At 42.7% G+C, this 26,584-nt stretch carries 27 protein-coding genes; 19 read left to right on the forward strand and 8 right to left on the reverse strand.

The window, feature by feature from the left end; genetic code table 11:
* Positions 1–21 precede the first annotated feature (21 nt).
* Together ACNURT_RS04165 and ACNURT_RS04170 are read left to right on the forward strand one after the other, a co-directional pair.
* Positions 22–567 (forward strand): dihydrofolate reductase family protein, encoded by a 546-nt coding sequence (locus tag ACNURT_RS04165; RefSeq protein ID WP_419700669.1) that lies wholly within the window; start codon positions 22–24, stop codon positions 565–567.
* Positions 568–788: 221 nt separating this feature from the next.
* Entirely contained in the window at positions 789–1,772 is a 984-nt protein-coding gene (locus ACNURT_RS04170; RefSeq protein ID WP_370998056.1) for a pyruvate dehydrogenase complex E1 component subunit beta, read from the forward strand.
* Between the two features lie 190 nt (positions 1,773–1,962).
* On the opposite strand, the gene ACNURT_RS04175 is transcribed toward ACNURT_RS04170, so the two are convergent.
* The 3 genes from ACNURT_RS04175 to ACNURT_RS04185 form a co-directional block, all read right to left on the reverse strand.
* Positions 1,963–2,655, reverse strand: a complete 693-nt coding sequence (locus tag ACNURT_RS04175; RefSeq protein ID WP_370998055.1) for a response regulator transcription factor — start codon at positions 2,653–2,655, stop codon at positions 1,963–1,965.
* 148 nt (positions 2,656–2,803) lie between these two features.
* On the reverse strand, positions 2,804–4,618 hold the full coding sequence (locus ACNURT_RS04180) for a sensor histidine kinase (RefSeq protein ID WP_419700670.1): 1,815 nt from the start codon (positions 4,616–4,618) through the stop codon (positions 2,804–2,806).
* A 316-nt stretch (positions 4,619–4,934) separates the two neighbouring features.
* Positions 4,935–5,303: a DUF3127 domain-containing protein gene (locus ACNURT_RS04185; RefSeq protein WP_166092703.1), complete on the reverse strand. Its 369-nt coding sequence runs from the start codon at positions 5,301–5,303 to the stop codon at positions 4,935–4,937.
* A gap of 90 nt (positions 5,304–5,393) precedes the next feature.
* On the opposite strand from ACNURT_RS04185, the gene ACNURT_RS04190 reads away from it, so the two are divergent.
* The 5 genes from ACNURT_RS04190 to ACNURT_RS04210 all read left to right on the forward strand — a co-directional run bounded on the left by ACNURT_RS04190 (position 5,394) and on the right by ACNURT_RS04210 (position 9,614).
* On the forward strand, positions 5,394–6,566 hold the full coding sequence (locus ACNURT_RS04190) for a THUMP domain-containing class I SAM-dependent RNA methyltransferase (protein WP_370998053.1): 1,173 nt from the start codon (positions 5,394–5,396) through the stop codon (positions 6,564–6,566).
* Positions 6,567–7,064 (forward strand): hypothetical protein, encoded by a 498-nt coding sequence (locus tag ACNURT_RS04195; protein WP_419700671.1) that lies wholly within the window; start codon positions 6,567–6,569, stop codon positions 7,062–7,064.
* A 200-nt stretch (positions 7,065–7,264) separates the two neighbouring features.
* A complete protein-coding gene (locus tag ACNURT_RS04200) occupies positions 7,265–7,504 on the forward strand; it encodes a helix-turn-helix domain-containing protein (RefSeq protein ID WP_370998051.1) in 240 nt (79 codons plus the stop codon).
* A gap of 110 nt (positions 7,505–7,614) precedes the next feature.
* Positions 7,615–8,262, forward strand: a complete 648-nt coding sequence (locus ACNURT_RS04205; RefSeq protein ID WP_419700672.1) for an HD domain-containing protein — start codon at positions 7,615–7,617, stop codon at positions 8,260–8,262.
* Positions 8,263–8,303: 41 nt separating this feature from the next.
* Entirely contained in the window at positions 8,304–9,614 is a 1,311-nt protein-coding gene (locus ACNURT_RS04210) for a carbohydrate porin (protein ID WP_419700673.1), read from the forward strand.
* Between the two features lie 3 nt (positions 9,615–9,617).
* Here the strand turns inward: ACNURT_RS04210 and ACNURT_RS04215 are convergent, their stop codons facing one another.
* The gene (locus ACNURT_RS04215; RefSeq protein WP_419700674.1) at positions 9,618–10,502 is read right to left on the reverse strand and encodes a UbiA family prenyltransferase; all 885 of its coding nucleotides are present in this window, start codon (positions 10,500–10,502) and stop codon (positions 9,618–9,620) included.
* 165 nt (positions 10,503–10,667) lie between these two features.
* Between ACNURT_RS04215 and ACNURT_RS04220 the strand changes: the two genes are divergently transcribed.
* From ACNURT_RS04220 to ACNURT_RS04255, 8 genes are all read left to right on the forward strand, one after another.
* Complete coding sequence (locus ACNURT_RS04220; RefSeq protein WP_419700675.1) at positions 10,668–11,207, forward strand: YceI family protein; 540 nt, start codon at positions 10,668–10,670, stop codon at positions 11,205–11,207.
* An 88-nt stretch (positions 11,208–11,295) separates the two neighbouring features.
* Positions 11,296–12,405 (forward strand): type III polyketide synthase, encoded by a 1,110-nt coding sequence (locus ACNURT_RS04225; RefSeq protein WP_419700676.1) that lies wholly within the window; start codon positions 11,296–11,298, stop codon positions 12,403–12,405.
* 3 nt (positions 12,406–12,408) lie between these two features.
* The gene (locus ACNURT_RS04230; protein ID WP_419700677.1) at positions 12,409–13,533 is read left to right on the forward strand and encodes an NAD(P)/FAD-dependent oxidoreductase; all 1,125 of its coding nucleotides are present in this window, start codon (positions 12,409–12,411) and stop codon (positions 13,531–13,533) included.
* 84 nt (positions 13,534–13,617) lie between these two features.
* Positions 13,618–14,316: a methyltransferase domain-containing protein gene (locus ACNURT_RS04235; protein WP_419700678.1), complete on the forward strand. Its 699-nt coding sequence runs from the start codon at positions 13,618–13,620 to the stop codon at positions 14,314–14,316.
* A 9-nt stretch (positions 14,317–14,325) separates the two neighbouring features.
* Entirely contained in the window at positions 14,326–15,390 is a 1,065-nt protein-coding gene (locus ACNURT_RS04240) for a sensor histidine kinase (protein ID WP_370998042.1), read from the forward strand.
* Between the two features lie 47 nt (positions 15,391–15,437).
* The gene (locus ACNURT_RS04245; protein WP_370998041.1) at positions 15,438–16,088 is read left to right on the forward strand and encodes a DUF47 domain-containing protein; all 651 of its coding nucleotides are present in this window, start codon (positions 15,438–15,440) and stop codon (positions 16,086–16,088) included.
* Positions 16,089–16,108: 20 nt separating this feature from the next.
* On the forward strand, positions 16,109–17,119 hold the full coding sequence (locus ACNURT_RS04250; protein WP_419700679.1) for an anion permease: 1,011 nt from the start codon (positions 16,109–16,111) through the stop codon (positions 17,117–17,119).
* Positions 17,120–17,154: 35 nt separating this feature from the next.
* Positions 17,155–17,889: a DUF4197 domain-containing protein gene (locus ACNURT_RS04255; RefSeq protein ID WP_419700680.1), complete on the forward strand. Its 735-nt coding sequence runs from the start codon at positions 17,155–17,157 to the stop codon at positions 17,887–17,889.
* A 129-nt stretch (positions 17,890–18,018) separates the two neighbouring features.
* Here ACNURT_RS04255 and ACNURT_RS04260 read toward each other — a convergent pair whose 3' ends face one another.
* A complete protein-coding gene (locus ACNURT_RS04260) occupies positions 18,019–19,407 on the reverse strand; it encodes a carboxypeptidase-like regulatory domain-containing protein (protein WP_419700681.1) in 1,389 nt (462 codons plus the stop codon).
* Entirely contained in the window at positions 19,397–19,969 is a 573-nt protein-coding gene (locus ACNURT_RS04265) for an RNA polymerase sigma factor (protein ID WP_419700682.1), read from the reverse strand. Before ACNURT_RS04265 ends, ACNURT_RS04260 begins: the two co-directional genes overlap by 11 nt.
* A gap of 160 nt (positions 19,970–20,129) precedes the next feature.
* On the opposite strand from ACNURT_RS04265, the gene ACNURT_RS04270 reads away from it, so the two are divergent.
* The 3 genes from ACNURT_RS04270 (at position 20,130) to ACNURT_RS04280 (ending at position 23,611) form a co-directional block, all read left to right on the forward strand.
* The gene (locus ACNURT_RS04270; protein WP_419700683.1) at positions 20,130–22,070 is read left to right on the forward strand and encodes a YfbK domain-containing protein; all 1,941 of its coding nucleotides are present in this window, start codon (positions 20,130–20,132) and stop codon (positions 22,068–22,070) included.
* Between the two features lie 177 nt (positions 22,071–22,247).
* Positions 22,248–22,766 (forward strand): helix-turn-helix domain-containing protein, encoded by a 519-nt coding sequence (locus ACNURT_RS04275; RefSeq protein WP_419700684.1) that lies wholly within the window; start codon positions 22,248–22,250, stop codon positions 22,764–22,766.
* A 107-nt stretch (positions 22,767–22,873) separates the two neighbouring features.
* Positions 22,874–23,611, forward strand: a complete 738-nt coding sequence (locus ACNURT_RS04280; RefSeq protein ID WP_419700685.1) for a heavy-metal-associated domain-containing protein — start codon at positions 22,874–22,876, stop codon at positions 23,609–23,611.
* Positions 23,612–23,743: 132 nt separating this feature from the next.
* Here the strand turns inward: ACNURT_RS04280 and ACNURT_RS04285 are convergent, their stop codons facing one another.
* A complete protein-coding gene (locus ACNURT_RS04285) occupies positions 23,744–24,145 on the reverse strand; it encodes an EthD family reductase (RefSeq protein WP_419700686.1) in 402 nt (133 codons plus the stop codon).
* Positions 24,146–24,467: 322 nt separating this feature from the next.
* Here ACNURT_RS04285 and ACNURT_RS04290 point away from each other — a divergent pair, with 322 nt between their 5' ends.
* Positions 24,468–25,358, forward strand: coding sequence for a PfkB family carbohydrate kinase (locus tag ACNURT_RS04290; RefSeq protein ID WP_419700687.1), 891 nt, complete (start codon positions 24,468–24,470; stop codon positions 25,356–25,358).
* Positions 25,359–25,729: 371 nt separating this feature from the next.
* On the opposite strand, the gene ACNURT_RS04295 is transcribed toward ACNURT_RS04290, so the two are convergent.
* On the reverse strand, positions 25,730–26,584 hold the full coding sequence (locus ACNURT_RS04295; RefSeq protein WP_419700688.1) for a tetratricopeptide repeat protein: 855 nt from the start codon (positions 26,582–26,584) through the stop codon (positions 25,730–25,732).

Genomic DNA, 26,584 nt, shown 5'->3' on the forward strand with positions numbered 1-26,584 from the left:
TGTACTACATCCAAAACTAACATGCGAAAAATAATTTTGAACCTGGCTTTGAGCCTCGACGGATATATTGAAGGCCCTAATGGTGAGTACGACTGGTGCTTTGCCGATCAGGACTATGGTATGACCGGGTTTTTAGGCAGTACCGATGCCATATTTTTGGGACGCAAAAGTTATGAGATGCTTATGCGCGATAGTCCGGAGGTATTCGCGGCAATTAAAATGTACGTTTTTTCCAATACCTTAACACATGTTGAGGGCAATGCCGAAATCATTACCGAAACTGATTTTAAAGCGCGTATAGAAGAGATCAGGCATCAACCCGGAGCAAATATTTGGTTGTTCGGGGGAGCCGAATTGGTATCGGCTTTTATAAACCATAACATGATCAATGAAATGTTGATATCCGTGCACCCCGTGATTTTAGGTGCCGGCAAACCGCTTTTTATCAATATAAAGGAACGCACAGAACTTACACTCATTGGCAGCGAGCAGTTCAGCAGCGGTTTGGTACAATTGAAATATACGCTCAAACCCAAATTTGATTTGAGTGTGCTGGATAATTTGTAAAGATCAAAATTCCAAAGGAGCACCGCTTAATAGTATCAATATTATCATCGGCAAGGCTTTTTAATGATGGAAATCTCATTGACATAAGGTTTATACCAGCAATGTGCTGATTTTTGTAAAATATATGCGGTAAAACCTCATCTGCACCTGCTTGGGGATTGCATTTTACACATTAGTGTTTATATTTGCGGTCGCAAAAAACATCATTTTATATAAATATAATGAGAGAAATACAGTTCAGAGAAGCGCTAAGAGAGGCCATGGTCGAAGAAATGCGCAACGACGATAAAATATACCTGATGGGTGAAGAGGTTGCCGAATATAATGGCGCCTATAAAGTAAGCCAGGGTATGCTGGATGAATTTGGTGCCAAACGCGTTATTGATACGCCCATCTCTGAATTAGGCTTTGCCGGTATAGGCATTGGCTCTGCTATGAATGGATTGCGCCCGATCATCGAGTTCATGACTTTTAACTTTTCGTTAGTGGCTATTGATCAGATCATCAATGGTGCAGCCAAGATCATGTCCATGAGCGGTGGCCAGTTCTCGGTTCCGATCGTTTTCCGCGGCCCAACCGGCAATGCGGGGATGTTAAGCTCACAACACAGTCAGTGTTTTGAAAACTGGTATGCCAACTGCCCTGGTTTAAAAGTGGTAGTACCATCAAACCCTTACGATGCTAAAGGTTTATTGAAATCAGCTATTCTTGATCCGGATCCGGTTATTTTCATGGAGTCTGAATTAATGTATGGTGATAAAGGGGAAGTTCCTGAAGAAACTTATTATATACCATTAGGTAAAGCCAAAGTGGTTAAAGAAGGATCTGATGTTACTTTGGTAGGCTTTGGTAAGATCATGAAAGTGGTTATAGCCGCTGCTGCCGAACTGGAAAAAGAAGGCATTCATGCCGAAGTGATCGACCTGCGTACCGTACGCCCTATCGATTATGCTACTGTGATTGAATCGGTTAAAAAAACAAACCGTTTAGTGATCATTGAAGAAAGCTGGCCTTTAGGCTCAATCGCTACCGAGGTTGCCTTTAAAGTTCAAAAAGACGCGTTTGATTATCTTGATGCACCTATACTACGCATCATGGGCGGCGATGTTCCGCTGCCTTATGCACCAACCCTGATCCAGGAATACCTGCCAAATCCGGAGCGTGTGATTAAAGCGGTTAAAGAAGTAATGTACGTTACTAAATAATAACGTTATACCATATTATATAAAGCCTGCTCATTGTAGCAGGCTTTTTTATTTGCAACCAATAATTTCAACAGAATATATCTTAAGGATGTTAAAAATGAAGGTTATTCTTGCCGTTGACTAAAATCGATGGCAATGTTTTTTAAAAGATACATAAATAGTTTAAAGCAAATTAAGCAGGCTCTGCTAATTAATTGATCAGCAACTTATAACCCCGGCCATGCACATTAATGATCTCGACATTAGGATCGTCTTTTAAGTATTTGCGTATCTTGCTTAAAAACACATCCATGCTACGACCGTTAAAGTAATTATCATCGTGCCAGATATTCAGTAAGGCTTCTTCCCGGGTAAGTACCTCATTTTTACGCATACACAACAAGCGAAGCAGCTCGGCTTCTTTGGTTGATAGTTTTTGCTGGTTATCACCAATGGAGATCGTCTGCAGGGTAAAATCAAATATGTACTTGCCAATTTTAAACGAGGTTTGCTTTTCTTCCTCCTTTTTCTCGGTATTCTCGGTTCTCTTAAGCATGGCATTAATGCGCAGCAAGAGCTCCTCTATGCGGAAAGGTTTGGTAATGTAATCGTCGCCCCCCAGGTTAAAAGCCTGCATCTTATCTTCGATCATGCTTTTTGCTGTAGCAAAAATGATAGGTACATGCGGATTTATCTTCCTGATTTCTTTACCCAGCGTAAAGCCATCTTTTTTGGGCATCATGACATCCAATATCAACAAGTCATATACCTGTTTGGTAAAGGCGCGCAAACCTTCTTCGCCGTCTTTGCATAAAACAACATCAAACTTACCTTTTAACTGCAGATAATCCTGTAGTAGCGCGCCCAGATTGGCATCATCTTCAACCAGTAATATTTTTTTCATTTGCTTTTTTTAGTCCGGAAGTCCGATAAGTCAGAATGTCCGGAAGATTATCCTTTATTTGAAAGCCTGATAATCACAGGGAATCCAAACGCTATATTTTATTTTTTACTTTGCCGGCTTATCACACTTCCGTACTTTCGTATATCTTTTATACCTGCGCAAATTTAAGCTCAAATTCCGAGCCTTTGTCTTTTTCAGATCTTACACTTATTGTCCCGTTCAATCTTTTTACAATCGTATTCACATAACTTAAGCCCAGGCCAAAGCCCTTCACATCATGAAGGTTCCCGGTAGGGATACGATAAAACTGTTCAAATATTTTGGTTTGCTGATCACGGCTCATACCTATTCCCTTATCGGCGACGCGGATAAGCACCTGCCCGTTTTTCACTAATGTGGTTATGGTGATATCTGGTGTATCGGCACTATATTTTATAGCATTATCAACCAGGTTGTACAGCACGTTTGAAAAGTGCAGCTCGTCGGCTATAATCGTAGTATTTTCATCAGTAAGATCGAGCGTGGTTTTGGCGTTGCATTTATGTAGTTTAAGCGCCATGCTATCTATTACCACCGTTACCATATCATTCACATCCAGCGGCTTTTTATCCAGCTTAAAATCATTTTTTTCAATACGGGCAATATTGAGTACCCGTTCAATATGGCTGCCTAAACGGGCGTTTTCTTCAAAAATAATATTGGCTAAACGTGATACCCGGCTTTTATCTTCCGATATCTCAGCATCCTTTAAAGCTTCGCTGGCTATCATGATAGTTGATACCGGAGTCTTAAACTCGTGGGTCATATTATTAATGAAATCGATCTTCATCTCCGATACCTTTTTTTGCCTGAGGATTGAGAAGATGGTATAACCAAAACAAAATATCAATACGATCAATAATCCACCGGTGGTACCCATGGTGGCGGTCATATTACGTAATATGAGTGAGTTTTTTTGTGGGAATGATAACCTGATCTTACCCGGATCATTGATCACATCTTTACCAAATATGGGGGTTTGATAGGTATTGGCGGCTATAAATACGGGTTTATTACCATCGTTATCAGTAGCACTTGAAAATATGAGTGAATCGCTGCTGGCGGTTGTTACTTCATAGCTAAAGGGCAAAGAAATGCCTTTATTATGTAGTTCAAAACGTAATAAAGAATCGATCCAAAACGGGTTTATGCGTTTATTTAGCGGCTCGCCCGTTTTGCGGTATTCTTCGGCAAGGTTTTCAATTACGGTAGTTTTACCCGTGTTTAAATTTTGCAATGAATCCGTCTCCAGCATTTTCTTGATCTGTGCTACCTGCCGTTCCTTTTGTTTGCGAATTTGTTCACGCTGCCATAAAGGATTTATTTGCGGAACAGAAATGAGCTGCTTACCGAACTGAGGGTCGATATACACATACCTTAGGGTATCATATTTATGCAGTTTTTTAGTGCGTATAGTACCGCTGATGCGGGTACGTACTATTTGTGGCGTAAACCGGCCGTGTACAACGCCCAACTCATCGGTGTACTCTTCTACCTTTACCTGGAAATCCACCGTACCTTCCTGCTGCAGCAAATTGGCCAGCTCATCATCCATTTTTTTATGCATGATCATCCGTTCCAAACTATCACGCAAAAGGGCTATTTTCTTTTCGCGCAGGGTTTGTCTTCTTTTTTTTGGCAGATACAGTTTATTGGCATCGCTTTTTACAATCTTTATTCCGGTATTGGCGTCATCAGCGTTGGTTACTTTCCGCTGCCGCTGTGCCTTGTTATTTAAAAAGTTTACCGCATCCTGCTTACTTACTTTTGACACTACATTGTTAAGCGCCTCGTTCACAGAGCGGTCAAACAATTCAGATTGCATCTGGTACGATTGCCGTAAAAAGTATAATTGCATGGCCATTACACCGAGCAGTGCAAACCCCATTAATCCAATTATTAAACCGATGCTTCTTTTCTTCATTTGTTAACAAGCAAAATTATTTTAAAATAACCGTACAATACGCCCTTTTAACAAATTTTAACAATTACCGGCGGCAATAACCTTTTGAAATATAACATTTTGCCTTTTTGGGGGCCATAAATGGCTTGAATTATACAATATACAAAAATGACATGGGAAGGGGACACTAAACGGGGTCAATTCAAATTGCACCTCCCTAAACTCAGGTACAGGCAATTCACCATAGCTTCAAAAGCTGCTGTATACAAAAAGATCCCTCTTAAAACTAAAAGGGATCTTTTTAAATTGACAATATCTTTCTTATCGCACAGCGAAATTAGAACGGCAGGTCGTCATCGTCAGCCGATGAAGCGATATCCGGTGATGGTGCCGCGTATTCTGGTGTTGTAGCGCTACCGGCGCCTGCTGCCAGCGCGTTAACACGCCATAACTGCAATGAATTAAAATAGCTTTTTTTACCTGTTTTGTCAGTCCAGGGACGACCTTTCAGATTAAAAAACACTTCTACATCATCGCCTACTTTAACTGCGTCAAGCAGCGCGCAACGATCCTGTATAGCTTCAAACTTTAAATATTCAGGATATTGAGGGTTCTCAATATATTCAAGTATTAGTTCGCGTTTTTTAAGTGACTCAGTAACCTGCACTGTTGGCGACACTTCATATACCTTACCTTTAACTTCCATAATAATCTTCTCAAAAAAATTTAAAATGTAAAGTTAATAGATAAGAAATTAAAATAGGGTGTTTTTAATTTATAAATTCGCAAAATAAATATGCAAGTTTTCCACACCGAGAGTAAAATCGTAATTACATGCAATAAAAGGCTATCGCCTTACCTGCAGCAGGAAGTTGAGGCACTGGGTTTTAAACCAACCCGTGTTTTCCAGACCGGGATTGAGCTTCAGGGTACCGTAACTGATACCATTGCGCTTAACCTTAACCTGCGCTGCGCCAGCCAGGTACTCTATTTACTCAAAAGCTTTAAGGCTGACGATCCAACACAGCTTTATAATGAGCTGGTGACCATTGAGTGGGAAAAACTGATCGATTTTGCCGGCTATTTCTCGGTATCGTCAAACGTAAATAACGAGCACATACTTACCCCGCTGTTTGCCAATGTAAAGGTAAAAGATGCCATTGCCGACAGGATAAAATCCATAAAAGGTATACGCCCCAACTCAGGTGCCGAAGCCAATAAAACATTGATACACCTTTACTGGCAGGATAGCGACGCTGATATTTTTATCGATACATCAGGCGAAACACTGGCCAAACATAGCTACCGCAAAATACCGGGCAAAGCGCCAATGCTGGAGGCTTTGGCAGCATCAACCGTTATGGCTACCAACTGGGACAGGCAAAGCACATTCATTAACCCTATGTGCGGATCAGGCACATTAGCCATCGAAGCTGCTTTGCTGGCAACCGATAAATGCCCGGGTTTGTTCAGGATGAATTATGGCTTTATGCACATTTTAGGTTATGATGAAACAGTATTTTTTACTGAGCGCCGCAAATTAAAGGATAAAGCGAAAAAGGAAACCGGCTTTAAGATCATTGCAACGGACCTATCTGCCGACGCGGTTGACATCGCGCAAAAAAACGCGAAAACTGCCGGCGTAGACCATTTGATAGATTTCAGCGTTTGTGACTTTGCAGACACCGAAGTTCCTGAGGATGCAGGCATCGTGATGTTTAACCCGGAATACGGCGAACGCCTGGGTGTACACTCCAAACTGGAAGCCACCTACGCACGCATGGGCGATTTTATGAAAAAGAAATGCCTGGGATACCGGGGTTATATTTTCACGGGAAACCCCGATCTGGCTAAAAAGATCGGTCTGCGCCCATCAAGAAGAATTGAATTTTACAATGGTAAGCTGGACTGCCGTTTACTGGAATATGAGTTGTATGAAGGCAGCAAAAGAGAACCAAAAGAAGTATAAATGAAGAAGATCATCTTATTATCCGCTGCTATTTTATTATCCGCTTATTGCAAAGCACAAACCGAACTGGCATTTCCGTTTCAGGGTGGCGGCGCTGTAATGACCCGTTTTTTCAGGGATAGCCTGAAAGTAACACCCGAAATCATTAGCAAGAAAGCTTCGGGTACAGCAGTATTTAAGTTTACAGCCGACGAAAAGGGCACCATCAAAAAAATAATTGTTTATTATGCTGATGATTACGTGCTAACCCTGCCTATTATTGCAGCGCTTAAAAAATCAAATCACAAATGGATAATTCCGGATCATGAGAAACTGCATGATTTTATTATCCCGTTCTCCATCAGCTTTAATCCGCCGGCTATGGCCAGTAATGCAACCATCAAGGAAGCTTACAAATTTTACAGCCAGCGCAAACCCATTATATCTTACAACCAGGTGCCATTGGAGTATGCTACCCTGTTACCAACAGTTATTGTAAGCTACGATATACCGGAGTAATAGCTTTACCATTTTTAACAGAAAAAAGCCCATGCTCATTGAATTGACCATGGGCTTTTTTCTTGTCATAATATCAGCTATACGTTTGTCTTTTGTTTAAGTCTTATGATAATATGCACCTGTCGGTTAAAAAAAGTAAAAAATAAAAATCTAAGCACCCATTAATTTCGTTAGGTATAGATAACCAATTTATTACGTGAATGAAAGAGATGCTGAATTTTAAAATAAAGGCGATTGCAGCCAATATCAGGAATACCCGGGAGGGCCTGAATTACACGCAGGAATATCTTGCGGCAAAGTTAAGTATATCGCAAAATGCTTATAGTAAAATTGAATTAGGCTATACTAAAATAACGGTTGAACGCCTTTTTCAAATAGCCGCCATATTAGGCTCAGATGTTCATGAACTCATCGAGACCGAAAAAGTAGCAGCCGCTTAATTAAGCTGAAAGCTAAAGGCAGAAAGCCTAAAGCTTTACTTGGTTCTTTAAAATCCATCCCGCTTTAAGCTTTCTGCCTTCGGCTTTAAGCTTTTTGCTATTTTTGGCTGATGGAACATAGTGAATTAATTGACGCAACCGTACAGTTTGTACGCGAAACACTTAAAAATGCTGAAGGCGGACACGACTGGTGGCATATACAACGCGTTTGGACAAATGCCAAACTGATAGCTCAAACCGAAAAAGCCGATCTGCTTACGATTGAACTGGCAGCCTTATTACATGACATTGCCGATAGTAAATTCCATAATGGCGATGAAGAGATTGGCCCGCGTACTGCCGGCAATTATCTGCAAAGCATGCAGGTAGATGCAACCATGATTGAGCATGTACAGCAGATCATCCGGCATATGTCGTTCAAATCAAGCTTTGATAAAACTACTTTTCACTCTCCAGAACTGGCCATTGTACAGGATGCCGACCGCCTGGATGCCATCGGTGCTATTGGGATTGCCCGGGCATTTACGTATGGCGGGTTTAAGGGCCGGGAATTGTACAATCCCGAAATTGCGCCCAATCTGAACATGAGTAAGGAGGAATATAAAAACACATCGGCCCCAACCATCAACCATTTTTATGAAAAGCTGTTATTGCTGAAAGATAAAATGAATACCACTACAGGCAAAAAACTGGCCCAGCAACGGCATGATTTTATGGAAGCTTATTTAAAACAATTTTATACGGAAGTGGGATTGTAAACTAAATAAAGTTTAGTTTCTTTGCGCAAAATTTGAGGCTGATGAAAAAAACGATACCCCTAACCGTTCTCCTGCTGAGTATTACCTTATTTGCATTTGCACAGGATACCCTGAAACAACAGCGTTTTAATCTCCATTTCCAGCAAACTGTAATTACCCAATATAAGCCATCATTTGGTGCCGATTATACCGGTGCCAACAGTTTGCTTACCAAATCAGAAACACAAAGCTCCATCACCACAACACTTTTTGGTGCGGCCCGCTTATGGAAGGGTGCACAGGCCGTTTTTAACCCGGAACTATCCGGAGGATCTGGTCTGAGTAAAACCCTGGGCGCCGCGGGCTTTCCTAACGGTGAAACTTTTAGGGTAGGTGCTGCGGAACCTAAAATTTATATCGCCCGCCTATATTTTACCCAGAATTTTGAGTGGGGTAAAGAAAAAGACACTCTCACTGATGACAATAACCAATTGGCCGGCTTAAAAAGTAAAAGATACTTTTCTTTTACCGTTGGTAAATTCGGCATGGCCGATTTTTATGATGGTAATGAATTTAGTCATGACCCTCGTTCACAATTCATGAACTGGGCCCTGATGGATAATGGCGCCTGGGATTACCCTGCCAATACGCGCGGCTATGTTCTGGGTAGCCATTTTGAGCTGGGGCAACCCAACTGGACGCTGCGTTTCGCCTTCACCATGTCGACCACTACGGCTAATGGCGCTATCTGGGATGCCAAAATAGGGCATGCCAATACCCAAACACTGGAGTATGAACGCCGTTATACCATCAATGGCAACAAAGGTACTGTACGGGTATTGGGCTTCAGGAATAATGGCAAAATGGGCGTTTACAACCAGGCACTGGCTCAAAACCCTGTGAACCCGGTAGTGGATACTAACCTTACCTATGGCAAGCACAAATATGGTTTCGGCATCAGCGCCGATCAGTATCTGAGCAAAGATTTTGGCGTATTTGCCAAAGTAAGTTACAACGATGGTAAAACCGAAACCTGGTATTTTACCGAGATCGACCGTTCATTAAGTTTTGGGGGCGTGCTCAAAGGCACTTCCTGGAAACGCGGTGATGATGAACTGGCTTTGGCCTTTGTAGCTAACGGGTTATCAGCGCCACATCGCAATTATCTGGCAGCCGGTGGTTATGGCTTTATTATTGGCGATGGAAAGCTCAACTATGGCCACGAGCTGATAGCGGAATTATATTATAAAGTAAACGCTTATCAAAAGAAGGTTTGGCTTACACCCGATTACCAGTTTATCGTGAATCCGGCTTACAATAAAGACCGCGGCCCGGTAAACGTATTATCGTTGAGGGCGCATGTGGAATTTTAGCATCTAACCCCATATCGCCAACACACCAAAATAAAGCAACATACATCCGGAGCTTAAAAAGTTCATGCGCATGGCGTTTTTATAATCGGCGTTCTCGGTTGATTGGCCAACCTTATAAAACCAATAGTTAAAAAACAAGAATATAGGCAGGGCGCAAAGCAGGAAAAAATAAAAATTCAACATCTGCCCTGCCAAGTGCCAGTAATAGTAAGATAAAGCTATCCCCAGGGCAAATAGCACGCCTGAAAAAATAAATGAGCCTTTATAACCCAGCAATAAACTTATCGTGCGGTCACCGCGACGGCTATCCTCCGCATGTTGGTAAACCTGGGTAAGCGGGTATGATGCCCCAATAAGACAGGAACATATAGCCCCGGCCACAGCAAAACCAATATCCCAATGCCTGAACAGGCTTAATCCGCTTAAAGCTGAATAAGTGGTATAGTAAATAAATGCCCCCTGGAAAAAGAAAACCGTTAAAAAACTGATAATAGGATACTTTTTTAATCGTGTAGATGAGTGGCTGTACAGTTTTGACATAATACCGTAAAGCAAAACCGAAAAGGCAAATTCCCAACTGATCAGGAAACCCAGTAAAAAGGCTACCACCTCCAGCAGTATCGAAAAATAATACAAACTGATATCTACCTCAGGCGGTTCAGCTAACAGGGCGATGCTCTCCTCGTCGCGGTCAAAATAGCTATTATAACCGTTACTTGCCGGGAAAGCCAGTAAGTGCCAGATAAAAAAAACCAGAACCGCCGGCCAAAAATGAACGTCATGCGCCTGGCTAAAAGCAAACAGATACACCGGGAGCAAAAAAACAGAAAATACAAAACGCAGATGCGCCCATGCCGATGGGGTAGGTATTAACTGTTTTAAGTTCATGAGCTGGGTACTAATTTAGTGATTATGATAAATATTATTTGAGCGCTGAAGGCAACCCTTCGTACTTGCATTAACGTAATAATAATAAACATGGTTGCCTTGTGATCACGAATGTAAAAATTGATACCTGATAAAATGTTATGTTTGAAAGTACGTTCGTAATTCATGATGAAAAAAATTTATTTCGCCACTATTTTAGCTTTTTTAGTAATTAACAGCTTTGCACAGATAAAAACAACGGTCACCAAATCGGCCATTGCTTTTAAAATTAAAAATATGGGTATTACTTGTACCGGTGTCTTTAACGGCTTGCAAGCCGATGTGCAGTTTAAACCTGCAGACCTTGCCGGCAGTAGCATTATTGCCTCAATAGAAACCGCCACGGTTAATACAGATAATGAGATGCGTGATAATCACCTGAAAAGCGCTGATTATTTTGATGTAGCTACTTATCCAAAGATCACGCTAAAGTCGGTATCATTTAAACATAAAAGCGGAGACAACTATACGGGCAGTTTTAACGTAACTATAAAAGACAAAACAAAACTGATAGAGGTACCTTTTACTTATACAGAAAAGGGGAATACCGCGGTATTTAATGGCAGCTTTAAAGTAAACCGCAAGGATTTTGGCGTAGGCGGCAACAGCATGGTACTGGCAGACGAGGCTACGGTTACTGTAAACGCAGAGATCAAGACCCCCTAAAGGGGGAACTTTTGATTTCGGAATTAGGATGTTCGATTTCGGATTTTAGGGTTTCGGATTTAGAAATTAGAGTTTAGAATTTATATAGATGGATAGTTGCATCAGTGCCATTGGGATAGCTAATCCCGATAATCGAATAGCGCAAAATGATATTTACCATTTTATGGTGAATGCTTTTGGCTTGGATACAACTAACGCGGCCCGGTTAAAAAGTATTTATGACCACTCCGGTATTGACTATCGCTACTCTGTGATCCCGGATTTTGGCGAGGGCGATCCATCACAATACACCTTTTTTAAGCAATCGGCTGATCTGGAACCTTTTCCCGGCACCAAAGAGCGATTGAAAGTTTACGAGAACGAAGCTATAGCCATTGCCGTTAAGGCAGTACAGAATTGCCTTGCCGGTTTTGATGAAGGCATTTTACCGCAGATCACCCACCTGATCACCGTAAGCTGTACTGGCATGCATGCCCCTGGTATTGATATTGAGCTGGTTGAAAAACTGCCGCTTAACCGTGATACCGAACGCACCTGTATCAATTTTATGGGGTGTTATGGCGCCATCAATGCGCTCAAAGTATCGGATTATATTTGCCGGGCCAACCCCGAAGCTAAGGTACTGATCGTGAGCATTGAGCTATGTACTCTCCACTTTCAAAAAGTTAATACGCTTGATAACTGGGTGGCCAATTCGCTGTTCAGCGATGGCGCGGCGGCTGTCCTGGTAGAGAATACCGCCAATCGCTCGGGCACAGGAACCTGTTTTTCTTTAAAGAACTTTTATACCGAATTTGTAACCGAGGCCCGGGACGATATGGGCTGGCATGTGGGCGATACTGGTTTCGAGATGATATTGACCTCCAAAGTATCTAAGCAGATTAAAAAACATATCGGCGCCCTGATGGACCGTTTTCTGCATAAAGTAAAAATGAATGCAGATCAGATCACCGCTTACGCCGTACATCCGGGCGGCCGCAAAATATTGGAAGCCGTTGAAACCGCGCTCGATCTTCCTGAAGAAAGCAACGCCTTTGCTTACCAAACCTTGCAGGAATACGGTAACATGTCATCGGCCACTATATTATTTGTGTTGCAAAAAATGCTCGCCGCGCAAAATTTGAAGGAGCAAAAGATCATGAGTTTTGCCTTTGGCCCCGGCTTAACTGTGGAGGGTATGATACTCGAAATGCATTAACCCATGAGCGATGTAATCATAGTAGGTGGCGGGTTGGCTGGTTTATTCAATGCCATTTTATTGAACCGGGCTGGTCTTAAAGTTACGGTTATCGAAAAAAAGACTTACCCCATGCACCGGGTATGCGGCGAATACATCTCCAACGAAGTGATCCCATTTTTGAGCAAACTGGATATCGACCTGGAACCTTTACAGGTTGCCCGGATCAGTCGACTGGAGGTAACCGCGGTATCCGGCACCAAACTTTCGCAAAAACTCGATCTGGGTGGATTTGGCCTAAGTCGATTTACTTTTGATAATCTATTGTACCATAAGGCAATGGCCGAAGGTGTAAATGTTATGCCTGGCACTCGGGTTGAAGATATCCGTTTTGTCGATCAATATTTTGAAGTGGTTACACCTGGTAACATCTTAACCGCGCCGTTGGTAATAGGTTCATTTGGCAAACGATCCAACCTTGATCAAAAACTGAAACGTCCTTTCTTTTATAAACGCAGTCCGTACCTGGCCGTCAAATTTCATGTGCGGATGGATTTTCCGGATGATCTTATCCAGCTCAATAATTATAAGGATGGTTACTGTGGCGTAAGCAAAACCGATGGCGACCGTTATTGTATGTGCTATATGGCTCACCGGGATGACCTTCGCAAGTTTGGCACCCTTGAAGGCCTGGAGCAAAACGTGATCCGCAAAAACCCATACCTGGATGACATTTTTAGTAACGCCGAGTTTCTGCTGGATAAGCCCGAAGTGATCAACGAAATATCTTTTGAGAAAAAGGCCCCTGTTGAAGATCATATCCTGATGAGCGGCGATACTGCCGGCATGATAGCCCCGCTTTGCGGCAACGGCATGACCATGGCCATTCATTCGGCCAAAATATTATCCGAAAAGATCATCGCCCACTATCAGCCTGCAACATTTACTGCCGATAAACGTGCGGCATTAGAAGCCGATTATACCCACAGTTGGAATAAGGAATTTGCCCGGCGCCTTTGGGTCGGCAGGCAATTGCAGCGTTTGTTTGGCAATAACACTACCACGGCGCTCACCTTAAATATCCTGAATAGCCTGCCTCCGCTGTCCCGGTTCCTGATCAGTCAAACGCATGGACACGAATTTCATTAATGAAAACGAATAGGCACAAATTAATATTTTATTCGATCTCATTCGTGAAATTCGCCCCAATTCGTGAAATTAGTGTCTATTATTATGCCTGATTTAACCATACGCGCCTCCGATGCCGAAATAATGGATGATTTTGATCTGCCGAGCAGCGAGATCGAACCTGTTTTAGCAGGTTTAGGTAAAGTAAACGCCCTACTGGGTGGGCATAAAAGTCTAATCAAGGCATTAAAGAATTTCCCTATTCATACCGGCTACTCCATAAGCGATTGGGGCTGCGGCGGTGGCGACACTTTAATCGCCATTGCCAAATGGTCGGGTAAAAACAATTTGCAGCTCAATTTAACCGGTATTGATGTTGCACCAGCCGCTATTAATTTTGCCCGTCGGGAATCAGCTAATTTTTCGAATATCAACTATTTGCAGGCCGATGTGATTACCGGTACAAAGCATATAAGCCCCTGCGATATCGTTATCAGCAGCCTGTTCACGCACCATTTTGATGACGAACGATGGGTAACGCTTGTCAAAAACATGCAGGCATCCGCGCGCAAGGGCATCATTATTACCGATCTGCACCGCCATTGGTTATTGTATTATGCCATTGTAGCAATAACCCATGTTTTTACCCGGAACAAAATGGCCCGTAATGATGGTCCGCTATCTGTAAAGCGTGCATTCAAAAAAGCCGAATTGGTTGCTTTATTAAAAAATGCAGGAATTGATAACTATAATTTAACATGGCATTGGCCATTCCGCTGGGCTTTAATCATCTACAAATCGTAACTTTACGATATGAATTTGCGTGTACTGGTTTTAATAACCGCCCTGGGCGTGGCAATTACGCTTTCGGCCGTTAACTTTTATTTTCAGCACAAGTGGTACGATGTTATGGTAACCTTTCTGGCTACACTCATTACCAGCTATGTGGTTTTCTATTACCTCATCGAAAAATATATCTATTCACGCATCAAGCTTATCTATAAACTCATCCACAATTTAAAGCTTGGTCGCGACCTGCGCGATGCTCTTGGCGAACATGTAAGTGCCAATCCCATCAACGATGTAGAATCAGAAGTAAAGGAATGGGCCAAACAGAAAAAGATAGAGATAGACGAACTGCGCAAACAGGAAAAATTCCGCCGCGATTTTCTTTCCAATATCTCGCACGAGTTCAAAACACCGCTTTTTGCTATACAAGGCTATATTGAGGCCCTGCAGGATGATGATTTTGAGGACCGTGAGATGGCCCGCCAGTTTTTAGAGAAGGCCTCTAAAAATGTGGATCGTTTGAGTTATCTGATCAAAGATCTGGACGAGATCTCTAAACTGGAATCGGGCGAAATACCCATCAATTACAGCAAATTCAAGATCAATGATCTCATCAAAGAGGTTTTTGAATCATTGGAGATCAAAGGCAAGCAATACCATATTAAATTAATATTTAAGCAAAAATACGACGAAGGTATTCTGGTATATGCCGACCGGGAGAAAATACGCCAGGTACTGGTTAACCTCATTGACAATTCCTTTAAGTATGGCAAGGAAGAAGGCAGTACTTCGGTAAGTCTTTTTGTACTGCATGATCAGGTGTTGGTTGAAGTTACTGACGATGGTATTGGTATAGAAGAAAAGTTCCTGCCGCGCTTATTTGAGCGTTTTTATCGTACAGACAGTAGTCGTTCAAGGCAGATTGGCGGCTCCGGTTTGGGACTGGCCATTGTAAAACATATTATTGAAGCACACCAGCAAACCATCAATGTGCGCAGCACCGAAGGCTTGGGTTCAACCTTCGGCTTTACGCTGCAAATTGCCAAACAAGCTTTGCATTTACCCAATATACCCGTGTTGAAAAGTTAACATTAACTTAACATAGCAAACGTACCTTTACCCCAATTTAAAGCATTATGTCACTTAACAGCATATTCCAATACTTTGTACCCAAGGACAAGAAAATATTTTTTCCCTTATTTGAGCAGGCGGCAAGCAATGTAGTTACCATGGCTACCGTATTGGTTGAGGCTGTTAACTCCAACAATCCTGCAACCCAGGAAGAGCTTTATAAACAGATAGATAAGTTAGAGAACAAAGGTGATGAGCTAACTCACCAGATATACCTGGAATTAGGTAAAAACTTTATCACCCCGTTTGACCGTGAAGATATACATGCGCTGGCCACCGCTATTGATGATGTGGCCGATTATATTCATGGGGCAGCCAACCGCATGAGTCTGTACAAGATTGATGACTTTAATGAACATATCCGCAAGCTGTCTGACCTGATATTACAGGCCAGCGTCGATCTGGAAAAAGCCGTAAAAGAATTAAAAGACCTTAGGAATGTACGCAACATTGCCGATTCCTGCATCAGGATAAACAGTGTGGAAAACCAGGCCGATTATGTATTTGACCGCGCCGTGGCCGATCTGTTTCTGTATGAAAAAGATGCTATCCGTTTGATCAAATACAAAGAAATACTTGCCGCGCTTGAAACCGCTACCGATATGTGCGAAGACGCGGCAAACGTTATGGAATCAATTTTAGTTAAAAACGCTTAAGCATACTTAATCATCACTAAATGGTTACCTCCTTACTTGTTGTTGTTGTCGTTCTTGCCCTTCTGTTTGACTATACCAATGGTTTTCATGACGCTGCAAACTCCATCGCCACTATAGTATCTACCAAAGTATTAACGCCTTTTCAGGCAGTGCTTATGGCTGCCGTATTTAATTTTGCAGCATACTTTTTTATCAAAGATCATAAAGTTGCCAATACGGTTTCAAAAATTGTATTGGAGCATTTTGTGACCATTCATGTGATACTTTCCGGCTTAATTGCCGCTATATCCTGGAACCTGATCACCTGGTGGTTTGGTATACCTTCCAGTTCATCACATACGCTTATAGGCGGCTTTGCCGGTGCCGGTATGGCCAATGCCATTTATATGCATGTTAATCCGCTAAACGCAGTTGAAATGCATTATGTGTTAACCATTATAGCCTACATTGTACTGGCTCCATTTATTGGTTTGGTTATTGCTTATTTGATCACCATACTAATATTACATATATGTAAAAAGGCCAGGCCTGCAACTGCCGAACGCTGGTTTAAGAGGCTGCAACTGGTATCGGCAGCGGCATTAAGTTTTGCTCATGGCGGTAACGATGCGCAAAAGGTAATGGGTATATTATATGTAACCCTGATCACTTCAGGTGTAATTAAATCCGGCGCGCCGATGCCCGAGTGGATCCCATTGGCTTGTTATACCGCTATTGCCGCCGGAACCATGTCTGGTGGTTGGAAAATTGTAAAAACCATGGGTTCCAAAATTACCAAGGTAACCCCTTTAGAGGGTGTAAGCGCGGAAACCGCGGGTGCGGTTACCCTGTTTATCACAGAAAGATTTGGTATCCCGGTTTCAACTACGCATACTATCACAGGTTCTATCATAGGTGTTGGTTTAACAAAACGTGTTTCGGCGGTACGCTGGGGGGTTACTATTAACCTGGTTTGGGCCTGGATCATTACTATACCTATATCTGCCCTTATTGCCGGTGGTGTATTTGCACTGATACACCTGATAGGATAAATTTTTATTGCCTGCAATTTTTACTAAATTTAAACATGATGAAAACAAAGTTTTTAGTAATTACCGGTTTGCTGGCATTTACAACATTTGCTGGCAGCAACACCCTCAATCAGACCGCACAGGCTGCGGTACTACCTGCACAAATTACACCAACCAATTTAGAAATAGGCAAGGGCCTGAAGCAGGCGCTTGAAATAGCTACCGGCAAAAGCTCAGATCAGTTATCGGCAGTTAACGGTTTTTTTGGTAATGCCGCGGTTAAAATACTTTTCCCGCCGGAGGCTCAGAAAGCAGAGAAAACTTTACGCAGCCTGGGCATGGGCAAACTTTGCGACAATGTGATACTATCGCTTAACCGTGCCGCCGAAGATGCCGCGAAGCAAGCCAAACCTATTTTTGTGGATGCCATTAAGCATATGACACTGCAGGATGTAACCAATATTTTAATGGGTAACCAGGATGCTGCTACACAATATTTTGAACACGCTACTACCCCTCAGCTAACTGCTAAATTTAAACCGGTTATACAAACCAGCCTCAACAAGGCCAACGCAACCAAGTATTATACCGATGCTGCAAAAGCCTATAATAAAGTTCCTTTCGTAAAAAAACTGAACCCTGATATCAGCGATTATGCAACTCAAAAAGCCATCTCGGGTTTATTTGTAGAGATAGCTAAAGAAGAATTGAACATTCGCCAGAATTTAGGTGCCCGCACCACACCGCTATTACAGAAAGTATTTTCTTTTGCAGATAAGAATAAGAAGTAAAAGCCTTCTCTTTGATCAGGCCTATAGTTCATAGATCATGGTTCATAGTTTTATGCGGCGTGTTTAGTTCATATCAAAGCACGAACCTTGACCATGAACTATGATCAATGACCTATGAACCAAAACTAACTACTTCTGAAATTTCACCTTTACGGTAACTGTTTCGGGCTTGTGGTTATTATTCCCGATCCATGAGGGGCCATTTTTAATCAGGTCGATGGCTTTTTGATCAGCGATACTATTCAGGCTCTTTTTGATCTTAAAATCACTTAGCGATCCATCAGCATCTACGGTAAAACTTACATTTACATTGCCGGTGGTGCCATCGGGTAAAGTTGCATTGGCTTGCAAGTATTTTTTAAAGCTGCTCCAATTATTTTGTGGATGAGCGCTTTCGGCAATGGGTTCTCCGTCGGCATCTTTTTTACCGTCATAACCTACTACCACAACCTCGTTAAGCGAATTGGTAGCATCCTTAAGCTCAACCCTCAAACTATCGCCTACTTTCGCGCTTACTTGTTTACGTTCAAAGCCTATGGATGCGATATCCAGTGTTTCATTAGATGCCGGAGCCGCCGACAAGGCAAATTTACCATTAACATCCGTTACTGTTGATTTATTAGTACCCTTAATGCGTATAGCAGCTCCAATGACCGGTGAACCATCGCCTTTTGAAAGAATGATACCCGTTATCCGGCTGGCTTCGGCCTGTGATTTAGGATCTGCGGGAATCACGGTTAGGCCATCAACCTTTCCGGGTAATATGGACGCTTTGACGGCCTTTGATCTCCTCAAGGCTATGGCATTATCCAGGCTGTCCTTTTTACTTTGCGAAGTATAATTCATTACCACAGCCTCGCTTAACTGTTGGGTATTATCGGTTTTATTAGCTTGAGTTTTAACCTCGTGCAAAACTACAGGAACCGGTTGCTTGAATGCATGATCGGCATAATCAGCTGTTGAAGTTGTTGAAGCTTGTTTACTATCCGTAGCAGATATTTCCTGTTGGTAAACGGCCTTATCATTGGGTTGGGCAACAGGCTGCTTAATAGTCTCTTTCACTACAGCCGCTGGTGTTATACTTTGGGCCACCAATGCTTCAGGATGGGTGGCAGGCTGATTTGGCGCCGCTACGGTATCTTTAAGTGGTACAGCCTGTGTCTTGTCGGCCTTGGTTTGCTGCACGACATCGGCTACTCTTGCTTTTTCGGGTGCAGGAGATGAGTTTTTGAGCCACAATCCACCAATAGTTAATACTATTAAAACCGATGCCGCTATCGACCATATCTTCCATGAAATAACACGGCCTCTTTTTTCCACTGTGCGTTCCTGCAGGCGGCCAGTCAGTTCGTTCAGATTTCCCTGCTGATTTTTTGAAATGGCTTCGTAGCCTTCCAGGGCATCCATCAAAAACGGATCGTCAAGGGTCTCCCGCTCCAACTGATGCATGTCGGTAGCGTTAAGCTCCCCGTTAAGGTACTTCCTGATCTGCGATATGTCGGCTTTTTTATTGCTCACTGCTCTTTTCCAGGCAAATTTTTAAATTTCGTTTGCCATTTTGTATATAACTTTTCACCTCATTTAAACTAAACCCGGTTATATCAGCCACCTCTTTGTAACACTTCTCTTTTAAGTAAAACAGATCGATGCTTTGCTGCTGCGCGCCGGTCAATTTATCAATACAACGCTCCAAAGCTTTATAAGCTTCTTCGCGGTTATTATCATCAGGATGCAAAAAAGGAGTAAATTCCATAACCTCATCCAAAGCAACCACTTCTAATTTTTTGCCGGCCCTTAACTGCATCAAGCAATAATTGCGCCCCAATACATACAGCCAGCTTCTGAATATAGCTATATCATGCTGTTTTACTTTAATAACCAATTCTTCAAATATGCCCATCACGGCATCTTTAGCCAAATCTTCATCCTTCAGGTATTTTAAGCAGACGCCATAAACCAAAGGCATATACCGCTCATAAAGCTGCCCTAAAACAGCAATATCACCGTTATCACGGTAAGCAGCTAACAATTCTGCGTCAGTTGATGAGCTTAGTTTATTTGGTTTGATAAAATTGGTCATTAAAACACTGCCAAAATAAATTTTTTATATCGTTTATGGAAATTAAGCTGCTGTAACATCCTTATTAAAATGAAAGCAATGTGCAGATTCAAATGTGTAAATAGGCAGATGAGGACTGCAGGTATAAAAATCAGTAATTCACTAAATCAATAATTATCAAATGAAACAGCTACTATTCATTTTAATATTCGCGGGCCTAACCGGGTTTACGCCTGCCTCCAATCGTCATATCAGCGGAACGGTTTATGACGATAATAACAAGGTGTTGCCGGGTGTACAGGTAATCATTACAGGCACCAGTCGAGGTACACAAACTGATATCAAAGGCCATTATACTATTGACATACCTGCAGGTAAAAGCAATCTCACGTTCAGTTTTATAGGCTTTGAATCACAAACCATCAAAATCGGTAAAAGCAATACGTTGAATGTTCATCTGAAAGCATCTAACCAGTTACTTAATGAAGTGGAGGTAGTAGGTTACCCCACGCAATACAAAAGCAATGTAACTAACGCAGTTGCTACTGTCAATTCAGCTGTTGCCGATAAAATGTACTCCGCACCGGTAGCCGGGGTAGCAGTCAGCAAAAACGTAAGGCATTACAACAAGTCTATTCAGATGAGGGAAATAAAAATGATACCCCCTCCCGTGCCTGATAACGAAAGCTATAAAGGCATTAACGAAAATGGTTTTAAAACCGTTGAAAGTGAGCCATTATCCACTTTTTCTGTTGATGTGGACGCGGCATCCTACAGCAATGTAAGGCGTTTTATTAACAATGGTCAGCTGCCCCCTGCCGATGCGGTACGGATTGAGGAAATGATCAATTACTTTCATTACAATATTGCCGGCCCAACCAATAACGAGCCGGTTGCCATACATACCGAACTGTCTGCCGCCCCCTGGAACAGTAATCACCGCCTGCTGCGCATCGGTCTGAAAGCAAAAACTATCGCTAACGATAAATTGCCGGCATCAAACCTGGTATTTTTGATAGATGTTTCAGGCTCAATGTATGAGCCTAATAAGTTGCCATTGGTACAATCATCCTTAAAAATGCTGGTTAACCAATTGCGCCCGCAGGATAGGGTGGCTATTGTAGTATACGCTGGTGCCGCTGGTGTGGTTTTACCGGCAACATCAGGCGATAAAAAGACTACTATTAACAACGCCATTGATAACCTGCAGGCAGGCGGCTCAACAGCCGGCGGCGAGGGTATTAAACTGGCCTACAAAATTGCCATGGAAAACTTTATGAAAGGCGGCAATAACCGCGTAATGCTGGCTACCGATGGTGATTTTAACGTTGGTGCATCCAGCGACGACGACATGGAAAAACTGATTGAAAAAGAACGTGAAAGCGGTATATCCCTATCCGTTTTAGGCTTTGGCATGGGCAATTATAAAGACAGCAAAATGGAAACGCTGGCCGATAAAGGCAATGGTAACTATGCCTATATTGATAATATTACCGAGGCCCGCAAAACCCTCATCAGCGAGTTTGGCGGTACCCTCTTCACCATTGCCAAGGATGTAAAATTACAGGTAGAATTTAACCCCGGCAAAGTGCAAGCCTACCGTTTATTAGGCTACGAGAACCGGGCCTTGAACAAGGAGGACTTTAACAATGATAAAAAGGATGCCGGCGATATGGGATCTGGCCATACCGTAACGGCTTTTTATGAGATAGTGCCTGCCGGCGTTAAAGACGATTACTCGGGCAGCGTTGATCCGCTTAAATATCAAAAACCGAAACCCGTGCCTTATTCAAGCTCATCTGATGAAATGCTGACCATTAAGTTCCGGTACAAACAACCTACCTCATCGGTAAGTAAAATGAGCCATGTGGAAGTGTATGACAAACCGGTAGCTTTAAATTATACATCAACCGATTTTAGGTTTGCGGCGGCTGTAGCTGAGTTTGGCATGCTGCTGCGCGATTCGCAATTCAAACAACATTCTTCCTACGACCAGGCCATCAAAATGGCCCGTGCCGCCAAGGGTGACGACAGTGAAGGTTATCGTGCCGAGTTCATTAAACTGGTTGAAAGCGCCAAATTATTGAGCCCCAGCAATAAGGTTTTGGCAGCCGAGGAATAGACTTTAGATGTGCAGATTTCAGATGTGGTAATTATGGATTTGGGGTCATAATTGGCCTGCAAATTTTAAATCCGCTTATTTGAACATCTGAAATCTGCATATTTGCACATCTACATATTTGCACATCTGAAATCTGTGAAACTGTACATCAAAAATATGGTATGCAACCGCTGCAAAATGGCGGTACAAACCGAATTGGAAAAAGTCGGGCTGGAACCTTTGAGCGTGGAACTCGGTGAAGTAGCGCTGAAAAAAAGTCCGGAAGCACAACAACTTCAAGCGCTGGAAAAATCACTGACATCTCTTGGTTTTGAGCTGATAGATAACCAGAAAAGCCGCCTGATTGAGCAAATAAAAACCGAGATCATCAAATTAGTGCATTATACCGATACGGCCAACCCATTGAAACTTTCGGTGCTGTTAGCCGACCATCTAAATCATGATTACAGTTACCTGAGCAATCTGTTTTCATCGGTAGAGGGTACCACCATCGAAAAATATTATATCGCCCAAAAAATTGAAAAAGTTAAAGAACTGCTGATCTACAATGAACTGAGCCTGTCTGAGATCTCTTACCAGTTAGGTTACAGCAGCGTAGCTCATCTTTCGGCCCAGTTTAAGCAGGTAACCGGGATGACGCCATCACAATTCAAGAGTCTGCAAAAGCATGACCGCAAAAGTATCGACGCTGTATAAGCTAACCCTTTAACGGTAAAAATCTTATAATAACCATCCATAATTCTGTAAAGCCTACAGGTTGAGCTGTGAGTAAATTTGTGTCATCAATTTAATAACATAAAATCATGACACATACTTATCAAATAACTGGCATGACCTGCAGCGGTTGTCAGCATAAAGTTGAAACCTTGCTTTCGCAGGTAAAAGGTGTACAAAACGTGGATATCTCCCTTGCCGAAGGCACTGCCGACATTACCATGGCGCAACATATCCCTACAAGCACCTTACAGGATGCGCTGAAAGACTATCCCAAATACCAGCTTAGCGAAGCGCAGCATACCCATACCATGAGCATGGATATGGAGGATACCGAAAACCGCACCTGGCTGGCCACCTACAAACCTATCCTGCTCATTTTCGGCTATATTTTAACCATAGCTATTATAGCCGGGTATATGGAGCACGGGTTCATGACCATGACCGCCATGCGCGTATTTATGAGCGGCTTTTTCCTCACTTTCTCCTTTTTTAAACTACTTAATTTGCAAGGCTTTGCCGATAGTTACTCCATGTATGATATTGTAGCCAAACGCTTTAGGGCATGGGGCTATATATATGCTTTTATTGAACTGGGACTTGGTTTAGCCTTCGCGCTGGATGTACAGCCTTTTGCGGTAAATGCAGTAACCTTTGTGGTGATGACTGTAAGCCTGATAGGTGTGCTGCAAAGTGTACTCAATAAACGCAAAATTCAGTGCGCCTGCCTGGGGGCTGTTTTTAACCTGCCCATGAGCACCGTTACCATTGTGGAGGATGCCCTGATGATTATAATGAGCGCGGTTACTTTGGCGATCATCCTTTAAGAAACCCATTGGCTATCTAAAAAACTTTTTAAAGCTTATTTTAACAAAACAGCCCGGTTTTCCTTTTGGAGCGGAAAACCAGGCTATTTATATATACAAATATACGCAATATTTTGAGGAGTATCCAGGGTGCTATTGTACCACTTCGCTGATCTGGATAAGCGGTGTGATATTGGTGTACTTTGGAAAATCAGCTCTAATTTCGTCCACATGTTTTGCAAGGGCAGTCTCGTAATCAGAAAGCTTGTCGAAATACAAATAACCAATTGCCAGGAACGGAACAGGCACATTAGGCGTTCCACCAGCCAATCCTTTATCAATAGCATAAATTTTGAGGTTAAAGAATTTCGCCATCAGCGGCATGTGGTTCTTGGTGTAATAGTCCATGTCAAAAGTTTTCCCTTCACCATTGGGGTAAAGGACGGTTACTTTGATCATGCCTTTTTTTACTTTGGGAGCGTCTGTAGTTTGAGCTTGCAGGCAACTTACAGACATTCCCAAAAACAGGAGCATTAAAATAGCTTTTGCTTTCATTTTATAGGCTTTTAAGGTTAAATTTAAAGGTATTGAAAAAAGCCGGGATCAGCCTAATTTTCGATGGTGACGAAAATAACCGATCTTCAAAATGTTGACTTTCACATATTACGTGCTGGCGTCCGGGAAACATTACACCCATGCCCGGTTGAGGTTTATACGCCAGTTAAACAGCTAAAGGTCCATTCCAAAACTACCCACTATATGTCATTTTTTTGCATGTAACCAGCATTATACATTTAAAAACCATCTTATTCCCTAACTTTGCGGTTTGCTCCGGATATAAAATACCAGGGGCCTTGGTTAATAAAAGGGGAATTTCATGTACGATATTTGTTGCATAGGGCATATTACTTTGGATAAGGTGGTGACACCACAGGCGGTTAAACACATGGCCGGTGGCACATCTTTTTACTTTTCGAGCGCCATCCGTAATATGGATGTGAGCTATACTTTGGTAACCTCGCTTGCCGAAAACGAAATGCCAACCGTTGAAGCTTTGCGCGCCAAAGGCACTGAAGTACATGCATCTACCTGTGCCCATACCGTATATTTCGAAAATATTTACTCCGGCAACCAGGACCACCGCACCCAGCGTGTGCTCCAGAAAGCCGATCCTTTTACCGTAGAACAATTGCAGGGTATTGATGCCCAGATTTTTCACTTAGGTCCGCTTTTGGCCGATGATATCCCGGTTAGCCTTATCAAAGAATTAAGCGGCCGTGGCAGGGTATCGTTGGATGCGCAAGGTTACTTACGCAAGGTAGAAGACAAAAATGTGATCCCGGTTGACTGGCCCGCCAAAAAAGAAGCGCTGCAATACATTGATATTTTAAAGGTTAACGAGCACGAACTGGAAGCTTTGACCGGACTAACAGATATCAAAAAAGGTGCATTAGTACTGGCCGATTGGGGCGTGAAAGAAGTAGTGATCACCCTGGGTAGTATGGGCTCCGTAATTTATGCCGATAGTCTTTTTTACAATGTGCCTGCCTATATCCCCACAGCTGTTGTTGATGCTACGGGTTGCGGCGATACTTATATGGCCGGATATTTATACCAGCGTATCAAAGGCGCTTCGTTCCAGGAAGCAGGCGAATTTGCAGCCGCCATGGCCAGCTTTAAAATAGAATCGTCAGGACCATTTACCGGCACTAAAGAAGATGTGCTGAATTTACTGGAAGTAGGCGAGAAAAACGTTTGCTGTTTATAGTTAATTATTGAATTAGTGATTAAACAAAACCATTCTTCTTCCCGTCAGCAGATAAGCTTCGGACGAAATCAGGCAGAACAATGGTGGCCATGTGCGGATGCGGGGCATAGCAAGTTTTTGCTGAAGCGCAGAATTGTGCGAACAAAGTAGGGCAAAATAATTGCAGCCCTGGTTCTGACTGATTTGCGGGGTAAAAGCCTCGTGCGGCAAAGAAGCATTTCTGATGACTTGATTTTTGGTTACTTTGTATCAAGACAAAGTAACAGCCTTAGCGGCAATTGAGCGCTCTACGATAGACTTCTCCGCCCTGTATAGCATAGAGATTGCTTCGTGCCTCGCAATGACGCGCGGAATTGAATTGTGGACATTATTTATATTTCCCTTACATCCGTAGCACTTATCCATCCTTCGTTGCCGTTGGAGAGCCTGATCTTTACCCAATCGGCGTTATGCTCCAGGATATCTACCTTGGTGCCATCGTGTAGTACAAACAGGTCTTTCGACTTTAATGTGGGTTCACTTTTGATGGTAACCGAACCGCTGAAAACAATGGCCTCGTGATGGCTGTCAAAATAATCTGCCTGCCTACCGGCTATAAAAATACAAACCAAGCCTAAAAACACCAGCGCTATGGCTGAGTAAAAGGATACTTTTTTAATGGTTACCGATGAGGTGAACCTGTACAGGATCAGTACCAGCGCCCCTCCCAATATCAACAATACACTCAGCACAGCCAGTGTACCTAAGGAGCAGGTCAGGATAAAACCATGCCACCATTTGGTGATAAAAAACTCGGGGGTTGCTTCCAGCTTGTCGGTAGTTTTTAAGTTGGCCAGCTGGATATTGATACGGATATCCTCATCACCGGGTGAAAGCTTGTGCGCCTTTTCGTAATACAGCAATGCCGATGGTATATCGCCGTTTTTGTAATAGGCATTACCCAAATTAAAGTAAATCGCAACCGAGCGGTAACCACCATCAACCAGTTTCTGGTAGGATGCTATGGCCGCCGGGTATTGAGCTTTTGCATATTCGGCATTGCCTTTCTTAAACAAGGCCATGGTAGCATCATCGCTAAACGCTAACAGCGGCGATATGATAAGCAATAATATATATATAATACGTAATAGAGTGCGTGTTGCCGGTTTCGCGTTGCCAGACACATCTGCACATCTGAAATTTGTACATCCGCACATTTGCACATCCGCATATCTGCACATCCTCAT

The sequence above is a fragment of the Mucilaginibacter sp. NFX135 genome (genome assembly GCF_048565145.1).
In the GTDB taxonomy this organism is placed as follows: Bacteria; Bacteroidota; Bacteroidia; order Sphingobacteriales; family Sphingobacteriaceae; genus Mucilaginibacter.

What these genes read in the sequence shown, in the direction of transcription:
- ACNURT_RS04165 (WP_419700669.1), top strand. Translation starts at nt 22, where the DNA reads ATGCGAAAAATAATTTTGAACCTGGCTTTGAGCCTCGACGGATATATT.
- ACNURT_RS04170 (WP_370998056.1), top strand. Translation starts at nt 789, where the DNA reads ATGAGAGAAATACAGTTCAGAGAAGCGCTAAGAGAGGCCATGGTCGAA.
- ACNURT_RS04175 (WP_370998055.1), bottom strand. Translation starts at nt 2,655, where the DNA reads ATGAAAAAAATATTACTGGTTGAAGATGATGCCAATCTGGGCGCGCTA.
- ACNURT_RS04180 (WP_419700670.1), bottom strand. Translation starts at nt 4,618, where the DNA reads ATGAAGAAAAGAAGCATCGGTTTAATAATTGGATTAATGGGGTTTGCA.
- ACNURT_RS04185 (WP_166092703.1), bottom strand. Translation starts at nt 5,303, where the DNA reads ATGGAAGTTAAAGGTAAGGTATATGAAGTGTCGCCAACAGTGCAGGTT.
- ACNURT_RS04190 (WP_370998053.1), top strand. Translation starts at nt 5,394, where the DNA reads ATGCAAGTTTTCCACACCGAGAGTAAAATCGTAATTACATGCAATAAA.
- ACNURT_RS04195 (WP_419700671.1), top strand. Translation starts at nt 6,567, where the DNA reads ATGAAGAAGATCATCTTATTATCCGCTGCTATTTTATTATCCGCTTAT.
- ACNURT_RS04200 (WP_370998051.1), top strand. Translation starts at nt 7,265, where the DNA reads ATGAAAGAGATGCTGAATTTTAAAATAAAGGCGATTGCAGCCAATATC.
- ACNURT_RS04205 (WP_419700672.1), top strand. Translation starts at nt 7,615, where the DNA reads ATGGAACATAGTGAATTAATTGACGCAACCGTACAGTTTGTACGCGAA.
- ACNURT_RS04210 (WP_419700673.1), top strand. Translation starts at nt 8,304, where the DNA reads ATGAAAAAAACGATACCCCTAACCGTTCTCCTGCTGAGTATTACCTTA.
- ACNURT_RS04215 (WP_419700674.1), bottom strand. Translation starts at nt 10,502, where the DNA reads ATGAACTTAAAACAGTTAATACCTACCCCATCGGCATGGGCGCATCTG.
- ACNURT_RS04220 (WP_419700675.1), top strand. Translation starts at nt 10,668, where the DNA reads ATGATGAAAAAAATTTATTTCGCCACTATTTTAGCTTTTTTAGTAATT.
- ACNURT_RS04225 (WP_419700676.1), top strand. Translation starts at nt 11,296, where the DNA reads ATGGATAGTTGCATCAGTGCCATTGGGATAGCTAATCCCGATAATCGA.
- ACNURT_RS04230 (WP_419700677.1), top strand. Translation starts at nt 12,409, where the DNA reads ATGAGCGATGTAATCATAGTAGGTGGCGGGTTGGCTGGTTTATTCAAT.
- ACNURT_RS04235 (WP_419700678.1), top strand. Translation starts at nt 13,618, where the DNA reads ATGCCTGATTTAACCATACGCGCCTCCGATGCCGAAATAATGGATGAT.
- ACNURT_RS04240 (WP_370998042.1), top strand. Translation starts at nt 14,326, where the DNA reads ATGAATTTGCGTGTACTGGTTTTAATAACCGCCCTGGGCGTGGCAATT.
- ACNURT_RS04245 (WP_370998041.1), top strand. Translation starts at nt 15,438, where the DNA reads ATGTCACTTAACAGCATATTCCAATACTTTGTACCCAAGGACAAGAAA.
- ACNURT_RS04250 (WP_419700679.1), top strand. Translation starts at nt 16,109, where the DNA reads ATGGTTACCTCCTTACTTGTTGTTGTTGTCGTTCTTGCCCTTCTGTTT.
- ACNURT_RS04255 (WP_419700680.1), top strand. Translation starts at nt 17,155, where the DNA reads ATGATGAAAACAAAGTTTTTAGTAATTACCGGTTTGCTGGCATTTACA.
- ACNURT_RS04265 (WP_419700682.1), bottom strand. Translation starts at nt 19,969, where the DNA reads ATGACCAATTTTATCAAACCAAATAAACTAAGCTCATCAACTGACGCA.
- ACNURT_RS04270 (WP_419700683.1), top strand. Translation starts at nt 20,130, where the DNA reads ATGAAACAGCTACTATTCATTTTAATATTCGCGGGCCTAACCGGGTTT.
- ACNURT_RS04275 (WP_419700684.1), top strand. Translation starts at nt 22,248, where the DNA reads ATGGCGGTACAAACCGAATTGGAAAAAGTCGGGCTGGAACCTTTGAGC.
- ACNURT_RS04280 (WP_419700685.1), top strand. Translation starts at nt 22,874, where the DNA reads ATGACACATACTTATCAAATAACTGGCATGACCTGCAGCGGTTGTCAG.
- ACNURT_RS04285 (WP_419700686.1), bottom strand. Translation starts at nt 24,145, where the DNA reads ATGAAAGCAAAAGCTATTTTAATGCTCCTGTTTTTGGGAATGTCTGTA.
- ACNURT_RS04290 (WP_419700687.1), top strand. Translation starts at nt 24,468, where the DNA reads ATGTACGATATTTGTTGCATAGGGCATATTACTTTGGATAAGGTGGTG.
- ACNURT_RS04295 (WP_419700688.1), bottom strand. Translation starts at nt 26,584, where the DNA reads ATGAGGATGTGCAGATATGCGGATGTGCAAATGTGCGGATGTACAAAT.